We start from the raw sequence: 9,697 nt of genomic DNA on the forward strand, positions 1-9,697 counted from the left end.
GGGCCTGCGTCGCGCATGGATCCAGTGTGGGAGCGGGCTTGCTCGCGAAAGCGTTCGATCAGACGCGAAACGCCTGTACCGCCGTGTGCAACCGTCCGCCCAGCACCAGCAAGTGTTCCCCTTGCTCACGGCCTTCACCAATTCGCACCAAATTATCCCCGCCCAGCTGGTGAATCCGCTCACTGTGATCGCGAATCTCGCTGACCGCACCACTTTGCTGCGCAGTCACATCGGCAATGCGCACTGCAGTGTCGGAAATGGTCTGGATTGCATCGACGATTTTATCCAGTGCGCCGTCGGCCGCCTGGGCCTGATTGGCCGTGGCTTCGGCGTGTTCGACCTGTGCGCGCATGCCTTCAACCGATTGCCGGGCGGCGCTTTGCAAGCCGGCAATCAACGTTTGAATCTCCGCCGTGGCGCCGGCCGTGCGTTGTGCCAGCGAGCGTACTTCTTCTGCAACCACCGCAAACCCTCGACCCATTTCCCCGGCACGCGCCGCTTCAATCGCGGCGTTGAGTGCCAGTAGATTGGTCTGATCGGCAATCGAGCGAATCACGGTCAACACGCCGCCGATGGTGGCCGACTCTTCGGCCAGATGCTCGATCATCTGCGCATTGCCCTGGACCTCGCCGACCAGCGCATGCAACCCGGTCAGGCTCTGGCCGATCACGCTCTGGCCATGCTCGACTGCCAATCCTGCGTGACGGCTGGCGTCTGCGGCCTGACGCGCATCACCGGCCACCTGCTGAATGGTCGCCTCCAGTTCACCAAGGGAATCGCGAATCAGCGCCGTATCGCCCGCCTGATGCTCTGCGCCGCTGTGCAGGTCATTGCTCAATTGCGCGAGGGTGCGGCTGCTGCCCGCCACTTGCTCGGCATTGCCACGAATCGTCCCGACCAGATCCACCAGATAGGCGCGCAAGCGATTGAGCGAGGCTTCGATGTCGCGCAACTCGCGGTTGGTTTTGCCCAAGTGAATGTCGCGGCTGAAATCGCCTTCAGCCCAGGTCGACAGCGCCGGAGCGAGGTTGGTCAAGGTACGGGCCAGGCGGCGCTGCAAGGTGTCGATGAGCAGCGCGATCAACAGAATCAGGCCGATCATCACGCTTTGCATCAAGCGCACTTCGCCTTGAATTTGTCCGTGTTGAGCGCGCACTACAGGCTCGAGTCCGGCGATGGCTTGCTGAACGGCAGTGATTTTCCGATGGGTGGCGGTGCTCAATTCGGTGCGTTTTTGAATCTGCTCACGGGTGCGCGCCAGCTCTGCGGGATAGCGGCCGAGCAGGCTGTTGAGTTCGCGTTTGAGGCCGACCCCGGCATCTTCCGCGACGCTTGTTTGTTTGCTCTCGATGCCCATCATTGCGGCGAAGTCATCGCTGCTGGATTCACTGCTGGTGACCACGCCGAGCAGGGGCAGGGCATCAATCACCTGGGCCTGCGCGCGGATATTGGTCACTTCGCGCTCGACGTCCGCGGCGAGTTCGCTGCGACCGCTGCTGACCATTTTGTCTCGGGCCAGCGACAGTTTGCCCAAATGCTGCGAGGCGGCGAGCAGTGGTGTGAGGTAGCTCGCGTTGCCATTGGCATATTGACTGAGCTGGTCAAGGTTTGCGCCCAACTCCCGTTCTGCCTGCAGCAGCAATGCCTGGGGGTCGCCTGCAAGCTTGCCGGCGGCGAGCAGTTCGGTTTTGCTGAACCCTTCCAAGCTCCGCAAGGCTGGGGCGCACGGCGTCGGCCAAGGAGGGCGGCAGTTCATCGAGCTCGTGTTTGAGCTCATCGATCGCCTGGCCCGCACTGCTCAGGCGCAGGGCATCACCGCTGACGAGGTAATCCTGTACGTTGCCCGCCACCTGCCGTTGAAACTGCTGGGACAGGCTCAGGTAACGCTCCATCAGCAGATAGGGGCGTTCGAGGGCTTTTTGCGACCACCACAGGGTCGCGCCAAGCGCAGCGCACACGGCGATTAAAAGGACGGTGTTGAGATTGGTCAGCAGCTTGAGGCGCATTGCGGGACTACCAACGGCAGAATGGTAAGCGCCCGAAGTTATTGCGTTTCTATGACAGGGTTATGACCGGTTCGATGGATTCAGATGAAATAGTGGCCTTTTGCTTTGATTCGCGCGCGGTCTGCACACGATTGCGCCCGGCGCCCTTCGCGCGATAAAGCGCTTCGTCGGCCTGACTGGCCATCATCAAGCTGTCGCAGTCGTCGTGCATTTCCACCACGCCAGCGCTGAAGGTGCACCACAAGTCCTGCGGCTGCGCCGGATAATGAATTTCGGCGAAGCGTTGACGGATCTCATCGAGCACTTTGTGCGCGGCTTCTATATCGGTGTCGGGCATGACGATGGCGAACTCTTCGCCGCCATAACGGCCGATGAAGTCGGTCTTGCGCAGGCGCTGTTTGAGAAACAGCGCCAGGCTTTTGATCACTCGGTCGCCCATCGGGTGACCGTGACTGTCGTTGACCCGTTTGAAGTGGTCGATGTCGAGCATGGCAAAGCTCAGCGGCTTGTTTTCGCGGCGGGCGCGGAACGAGCAATCTTCGAGCAATTGCAGGATGTGCGTGTGGTTGTACAAACCGGTGAGGCTGTCACGCACCATGCGTGCCTTGAGATTGCGCGCACGGGCGGCGCGGTTGCGCACGGTGGTGATCAGGTGGCGCGGCTTGATCGGCTTGGTCAGGAAGTCGTCGCCGCCTTCGCTCATCGCGTCGAGCTGCTTGTCCAGATCATCTTCGGCCGACAGGTAAATGATCGGCACACTGACATATCGGTCGTTGTGGCGAATTACCTTGGCCAGTTCGGTGCCGGTGCACGCCGGCATGTACATGTCGAGAATGATCAGATCCGGCTGGAAGTCCGCCAGTTCGGCCATCGCCTGAATCGGTTCGATCAGAGTGCGGGTGACGATGCCGGCGCTGTTGAGCAGGCGCTCGGTGTGCAGAGCCTGCGCACGCGAGTCGTCGATGATCAACACTTTATAAGGTTCGTACTGGGCGACGCAGGTGAGGACTTCGATCTTCTCCAGCAGGCTCGATGCTTCGAGGGTGCCGGTGAGGAATTCCTGGCCACCGGCGCGCACGGCGGCGAGGCGGGTCGGGGTGTCGGTTTCGTGCAGGCTGAAGAACAGCAGCGGCAGCGGCTCTTCCAGACCGACCTGGGCTTCGGCGGCGAGTTTCAGGCCGATGCCGGCACCGCTGAAATCCACGTCCATGACGATGGCGGCGGGCAAACGCTCGACCATCGATGAGCGAAACGCTGCCACGCTGTCCAGGGACTGGGCGCTCAGCCCGAAAAATTCCAGCTGCTTGGCCAGCCGCTCGGCACGGTCGTGATCCTGCAGCATCACATAGATTGGTTTGCGCAGCGGCGGCAGGAACGTCTGGTCGAGCTGATCGCCATGGCGCAGGCCCGTGCGGGACAAACGCTGCATCAAACGATTGAGGTCGGTGATCAGGCCGCTGCTCAGGCGTCCGCGATTGGCGTCCACCGCTTCCAGCGACTGACTGATGTGATGCGCCAGCTGGGTATGTTCCGGCTGTTCGAAACGCTCGGCAAAGCGCAGCAGGCGCAAGTTGGCCTCGCTCAATTCGGCGAGGTCGACGGTGGACCATTCACTGCGTTGCAGGCGCTGCCATATCTCAAGAATCTGACGTGCCTGATGAATTACCCGCTGGGCAAAGTGCTGCTTGAGGCGCTCACGGCTGGGGTCTTCTGGCTCGGTCATATCCTGACTACTAGTTAGGGTGCATGCTGAGATCGACTGGTGGCTCTATGCTAGCATCTCTTCCGAGGGTGGATCAGTGTCGCATGTCAATAATGTGCATAGCGAGCTCATTCAGTTTATGACTGGCGAGTCGCTTTGCTGCGTACGGAATGCGTACGGAATGCGTACGGGATGCCCAGGAGCTGGTTGCACTCGACACATCCTACGCCGCACCAACACAAGGCGTGGTGTTCATTTATAGTGGCGGTATCGACCGTGCGGTTGTGGCTTGCGGCATGCGCGTATTAATGCGCGGCAAACGAGGCACGATGGCGTAGGGTTGTGGTCGAACCGTTGAACCCAAGTTACTGAAAGGATATCGCCATGCTGGACTGGAAAAACCGCGCGGGCAGCGCGCCTGAACGTGCCGCTGAACCCAAGTCGGCCACCCGCAGCTATGTTGGCGGGCTGTTGTTCAGCCGCGCGCTGGCCACGTTGATCGGCATTTACCTGCTGGTGACCATTGGCCTCGGTTGGTACTGGAGCCAGGAGCCCGCGCTGTTTCCGGTGGCGCAAAATGCCCAGGCGGCAGCCGAGAAAGAAGGCAAGCAGATGGTTGTCGGCTATACCACGGTCGAAACCCTGAAAACTGTCGCTGGCACCTTGCTCGATAAGGCGGGTGGTTATATTTCCAACGATCGTTTCCCGCCAGGCCTGTGGATGGACAACACGCCAAGCTGGGAGTACGGCGTGCTGGTGCAGGTTCGTGACCTGACCCGCGCCTTGCGCAAAGATTTCGCCCGTTCGCAATCGCAGTCGGCGGAAGACTCCGATCTGGCCAAGGCCGAACCGCGTTTCAACTTCGACAACAAGAGCTGGATCCTGCCGTCCAGCGAGTCTGAGTATCAGGAAGGCATCAACTCGCTGAGCCGTTATCAGGCACGCTTGTCTGATCCATCGCAGAAAAACGCGTTGTTCTACGCACGCGCCGACAACCTCAACAACTGGCTGGGTGATGTCGGGACCCGCCTGGGTTCGCTGTCGCAACGACTGTCGGCCAGTGTTGGCCGGGTCAAACTCAACACAGCGCTGAAAACCGAAACTCCGGCCGTGGGCGAAGTACCGCAGGTCGATGAAGAAATCGTCGAAACCCCGTGGATGCAGATCGACAACGTGTTCTACGAAGCACGCGGTCAGGCCTGGGCGCTGTCGCACCTGCTGCGCGCCATTGAAGTCGACTTCGCCGATGTGTTGGCGAAGAAGAACGCTACGGTCAGCGTGCGTCAGATCATTCGTGAACTGGAAGCCTCGCAGGAACCGGTGTGGAGTCCTATGATTCTTAACGGTAGCGGCTTCGGCGTATTGGCCAACCACTCGCTGGTCATGGCCAACTATATTTCCCGTGCCAACGCCGCCGTGATCGATCTGCGTCAACTGCTCAATCAGGGATGAGTCATGTCCGATAGCGTGAAAGAGGCGGCCCATCGCGCCGCCTCCGATGCCGAACAGATTGCCTGGGTCGACGAGCAGGACAACCTGCTCGGCGCTCTGGTGCGTGCCGATCTGCGCGAACGCGGGCTGATCGGGCGTGGCACCTACATCATGTTGTTCAATTCGGCGGGTGAGCTGTGCGTGCACCGCCGCACCCTGAGCAAGGCGATCTACCCCGGCTACTGGGACGTCGCCGCTGGCGGCATGGTGCAGGCCGACGAAACCTACGCCGAGTCGGCGGCCCGTGAACTGGCAGAAGAGCTAGGCGTGAGTGGCGTGGAATTGACCGCGCACGACCATTTCTTTTTCGAAGACACCGGCAATCGGCTCTGGTGCTCGGCGTTTTCCGCCATTTGGGACGGGCCGCTGATCCTGCAACCGGAAGAGGTGCTGGAAGCACGCTTTATTCCGGTCGAACAGGTGATGCGCGAAATCGAGCAAAAGCCTTATTGCCCGGACTCTCTGGCAGCCTTGAAGCGCTATCTCAAGGCGCAGCAAAGCGACGTCGCAAAGAACACATAAATTGGCGCCGATTGGCACTTAGCAATTGGGTTTTTTGCCGTTACACTGCGCGACCTTTTAAAGCTGAATCGACATCAGTACGGCGTAGGAGCTGCCGCAGGCTGCGATCTCCTGATCTTGATTCTGTGAAATCGAACACACGATCAAAAAATCGCAGCCTCGTTGCACTCGTCAGCTCCTACACCGGCTTTTTCGTTTCAGTAGCGCTGCCCCTGCCTGAGTGGGGCTTCGCGGTCGATAGCCATGCGCTCGCGATCAGTCTTTGTCCTCCCAAGAGGATTGCCGGTGGCCAAAAAAGCCGCATCCTTCGCCGCCCTTGGTGGCCTGGTATTTTCCACCGACGCAGGTCGTCATTGCCCGGAATGCAGTAAGCCGGTGGACGCCTGTATCTGCAAACAAACCGTGATCCCGGCAGGGGACGGCATTGCCCGCGTGCGTCGCGAAAGCAAGGGGCGTGGCGGCAAGACGGTGACCACCATCACCGGCGTGCCCCTGGCTGAAGATGCGCTCAAAGAGTTGGCGACAACGTTGAAGAAACGTTGCGGCACCGGCGGCGCGTTGAAGGACGGGATCATCGAAATCCAGGGCGATCATGTCGAGCTACTCTTGGCTGAGCTGATCAAGCACGGTTTCAAAGCGAAGAAGTCCGGCGGCTAGCAGCCTCTGTGAAATCCATCTGCGGCTTGATCCGGCGCTGAAATACTTCAGATCCGGCGTCGTCCCCATGGTTTTCACAGAGCCTGTTCTGACCGGTTTCTAAACTCACTGCGGTCGGCGAGGTCTACCCCTCGTTGACGAACCGTCATTTTCATTCTTTAGACTGCGCCGGCCTGAACCCAGGCGACGCTCTATGACTTCTTTATAGGGGACTTCAATGTCCGTACGACGCACACGCAAAGACGATGGCAGCCAATGGACAGTTGCGGACAGCCGCAGTGTTTACGGGATCCGCCATTGGGGGGCCGGGTATTTCGCGATCAATGACGCCGGTCGCGTCGAGGTTCGTCCGAACGGCCCCGCCAGTTCGCCTATCGACCTGTTCGAGCAAGTTGACCAGCTGCGCAAGAGCGGCTTGTCCCTGCCATTGCTGGTTCGTTTTCCCGACATCCTGCAAGACCGCGTGCGTCAGCTGACCGGTGCATTCGATTCGAACATCGAACGCCTGGAATACCAGAGCAAGTACACCGCGCTGTACCCGATCAAGGTCAACCAGCAGGAAGCGGTGATCGAAAACATCATCGCCACCCAGAATGTTTCCATCGGCCTCGAAGCGGGTTCCAAGCCCGAGCTGCTGGCCGTGCTGGCCCTGGCACCCAAGGGCGGCACCATTGTTTGCAATGGCTACAAGGACCGCGAATTTATCCGCCTGGCCTTGATGGGGCAGAAGCTTGGTCACAACGTGTTCATCGTGATCGAGAAAGAATCCGAAGTCGGTCTGGTAATCGAAGAAGCCGCCTCGCTGAAGGTCAAGCCACAGGTCGGCCTGCGCGTGCGTCTGTCGTCGCTGGCGTCGTCGAAGTGGGCGGACACCGGTGGCGAGAAATCCAAATTCGGTCTGTCGGCGGCGCAACTGCTGTCGGTGGTCGAGCGCTTCCGCGCGGCCGGTCTGGATCAGGGCATTCGCCTGCTGCACTTTCACATGGGCTCGCAGATCGCCAACCTGGCTGACTATCAGCACGGCTTCAAGGAAGCGATCCGTTACTACGGCGAGCTGCGCAATCTGGGCCTGCCGGTCGATCACATCGACGTCGGTGGTGGTCTCGGTGTCGACTACGACGGCACGCACTCGCGCAACGCCAGTTCGATCAACTACGACATGGACGATTACGCCGGTGTCGTGGTCGGCATGCTCAAGGAATTCTGCGACGCGCAGGCCCTGCCGCATCCGCACATCTTCTCGGAAAGCGGCCGCTCGCTGACTGCACACCACGCCATGCTGGTGGTGCAGGTGACCGACGTCGAGAAGCACAACGACGAAATCCCGCAGATCGAAAACAAGGAATCGCTGCCGGAAACCGTGCAGTGGCTGGTTGATCTGCTCGGCCCGACCGACATCGAAATGGTCACCGAAACCTACTGGCGCGCCACTCACTACATGAGCGATGTGGCCGCGCAGTACGCCGACGGCAAACTGACCCTGGCTGAAAAAGCGTTGGCCGAGCAGTGCTACTTTGCCGTGTGCCGTCGCCTGCACAACTCCCTGAAAGCGCGTCAGCGTTCGCACCGTCAAGTGCTCGACGAGCTCAACGACAAGCTGGCCGACAAGTACATCTGCAACTTCTCGGTATTCCAGAGCCTGCCGGACACTTGGGCAATCGATCAGGTGCTGCCGATCATCCCGCTGCACCGTCTCGACGAAGAGCCGCTGCGTCGCGCGGTACTGCAGGATCTGACCTGCGACTCCGACGGCAAGATCAATCAGTACGTCGACGAGCAGAGCATCGAAACCAGCCTGCCGGTGCACGGTTTGAATGAAGGCGAAGATTACCTGCTGGGTGTGTTCCTGGTCGGCGCCTATCAGGAGATCCTCGGCGACATGCACAACCTGTTCGGTGACACCGACTCGGTGAACATCTACCAGAACGCCGATGGCAGCGTGTACCACGCCGGCATCGAGACCCACGACACCATCGAAGACATGCTGCGTTACGTGCACTTGTCGCCGGAAGAACTGATGACTCACTACCGCGACAAGTGCGCCAGTGCCCGCATCAGTGCCAGCGAGCGCACGCAGTTCCTTGATGCCTTGCGTCTGGGCCTGACCCGTTCCTCTTACCTGTCTTCCTGACGGGTTGGCGCCTAGGCTTGATTCGCGTGGGGCCGGTTGGCCTGGCGCGGGCAAGCCTGGCAGTGGAGTGAAACCACGGGGACCGATTACGAGCGCCTGTGGTCCCATCTTCAGGAAGGCCCGGCGCTGGGTTTCAGCGAGCGTCAGGGCTCGATGAGTGGTTGTGGCTGCGCTACCTGTGGCAGCACAACAAACCCTGAGGTGTAGCGTCGATGGCGATCTGGATTCGGCTATTTTGCAAACGGGCCATTGGCGCGCTCGTGCTGGCTGCGCTCGCGGCCTGTTCTCCGCTCAAGGCGCTTAATGCACTGACCCCTGACGACGGCTTCGACAAGACCGAGGGCATCGCCTATGGCAGCGACCCGCGGCAAAAACTCGATGTGTACGTCCCGCGCCACCCCGTGGAGAACGCTCCGGTGGTGGTGTTTTTCTATGGCGGCAGCTGGAACAGCGGATCGCGCAGCGATTACAGTTTTGTCGGTGAGGCCCTGGCATCCCGGGGAATCGTGGCCGTACTGGCGGACTATCGCCTGTATCCGCAGGTGCGCTACCCGGCATTTCTCGAGGATGGCGCCAAGGCCGTAGCCTGGACCCGCTCGCACATCCAGCAGTTTTCCGGCAATCCGCAGCGGCTGTACCTGATGGGGCATAGCTCCGGCGCGTACAACGTCGCGATGCTGGCGCTGGACCCGCAATTACTGGGGGCTGCTGGCATGTCGCCCCATGATATCAGCGGCTGGATCGGCCTGGCCGGTCCCTATGACTTCCTGCCCATCGTGAACCCTGACGTGCGCCCGGTGTTCTTCTGGCCGAATTCGCCGGCCCTGTCACAACCGATCAACCATGTCAGTCGAGGCGCGCCACCGGCGTTGCTGATGGCGTCCAGCGATGATGAACTGGTCGACCCTCGCCGCAACACCGGTGGCCTGGCGCGCAAGTTGCGCGAAGCCGGGGTGCCGGTGCGCGACCTGTATTTCTCCCGCACCGGTCATGCCACCCTGGTGGCAGCGTTGTCCCGGCCAATGCGGGGCCTGGCACCGGTGCTGGATGAAGTCGCAGGCTTCATCAAGGCCACGCCGGCTCAGTGAGCTTTGCCGGCAAACCAGCCGTCGTTGCGTTGCAGATACCAGGCAAACGCCCCAAGTGTCAGGCTGCGCAGCAACATGAACAGCAGGAAGGTCAGCCATA

General features: G+C 60.5%; 8 protein-coding genes. 6 read left to right on the top strand and 2 right to left on the bottom strand.

From position 1 onward, the window contains the following. Positions 1–58: 58 nt before the first annotated feature. Positions 59–1,777 carry a methyl-accepting chemotaxis protein gene (locus JFT80_RS19045; protein ID WP_374091378.1) on the bottom strand — a complete coding sequence of 573 codons (1,719 nt, stop codon included), beginning with the start codon at positions 1,775–1,777 and terminating at the stop codon, positions 59–61. Between JFT80_RS19045 and JFT80_RS25655 the strand changes: the two genes are divergently transcribed. After that, the gene (locus JFT80_RS25655) at positions 1,689–1,967 is read left to right on the top strand and encodes a hypothetical protein (RefSeq protein WP_374091380.1); all 279 of its coding nucleotides are present in this window, start codon (positions 1,689–1,691) and stop codon (positions 1,965–1,967) included. The genes JFT80_RS19045 and JFT80_RS25655 overlap by 89 nt on opposite strands. 88 nt (positions 1,968–2,055) lie before the next feature. On the opposite strand, the gene gcbA is transcribed toward JFT80_RS25655, so the two are convergent. Beyond that, complete coding sequence (gcbA, locus tag JFT80_RS19050; RefSeq protein WP_201148918.1) at positions 2,056–3,729, bottom strand: diguanylate cyclase GcbA; 1,674 nt, start codon at positions 3,727–3,729, stop codon at positions 2,056–2,058. A 363-nt stretch (positions 3,730–4,092) separates the two neighbouring features. Between gcbA and JFT80_RS19055 the strand changes: the two genes are divergently transcribed. The 5 genes from JFT80_RS19055 to JFT80_RS19075 all read left to right on the top strand — a co-directional run bounded on the left by JFT80_RS19055 (position 4,093) and on the right by JFT80_RS19075 (position 9,597). Next, on the top strand, positions 4,093–5,160 hold the full coding sequence (locus JFT80_RS19055; RefSeq protein WP_201148919.1) for a DUF2333 family protein: 1,068 nt from the start codon (positions 4,093–4,095) through the stop codon (positions 5,158–5,160). A 3-nt stretch (positions 5,161–5,163) separates the two neighbouring features. Further along, positions 5,164–5,721 carry an NUDIX hydrolase gene (locus JFT80_RS19060; protein WP_201148920.1) on the top strand — a complete coding sequence of 186 codons (558 nt, stop codon included), beginning with the start codon at positions 5,164–5,166 and terminating at the stop codon, positions 5,719–5,721. 285 nt (positions 5,722–6,006) lie between these two features. After that, positions 6,007–6,378: a translation initiation factor Sui1 gene (locus JFT80_RS19065; protein ID WP_007914613.1), complete on the top strand. Its 372-nt coding sequence runs from the start codon at positions 6,007–6,009 to the stop codon at positions 6,376–6,378. A gap of 217 nt (positions 6,379–6,595) precedes the next feature. Continuing rightward, complete coding sequence (speA, locus tag JFT80_RS19070) at positions 6,596–8,509, top strand: arginine decarboxylase (protein ID WP_201148921.1); 1,914 nt, start codon at positions 6,596–6,598, stop codon at positions 8,507–8,509. A 212-nt stretch (positions 8,510–8,721) separates the two neighbouring features. Beyond that, the gene (locus tag JFT80_RS19075) at positions 8,722–9,597 is read left to right on the top strand and encodes an alpha/beta hydrolase (RefSeq protein ID WP_201148922.1); all 876 of its coding nucleotides are present in this window, start codon (positions 8,722–8,724) and stop codon (positions 9,595–9,597) included. The last annotated feature ends 100 nt before the right edge of the window (positions 9,598–9,697 follow it).

The organism is Pseudomonas sp. TH10 (assembly GCF_016651255.1).
Classification (GTDB): Bacteria; Pseudomonadota; Gammaproteobacteria; order Pseudomonadales; family Pseudomonadaceae; genus Aquipseudomonas.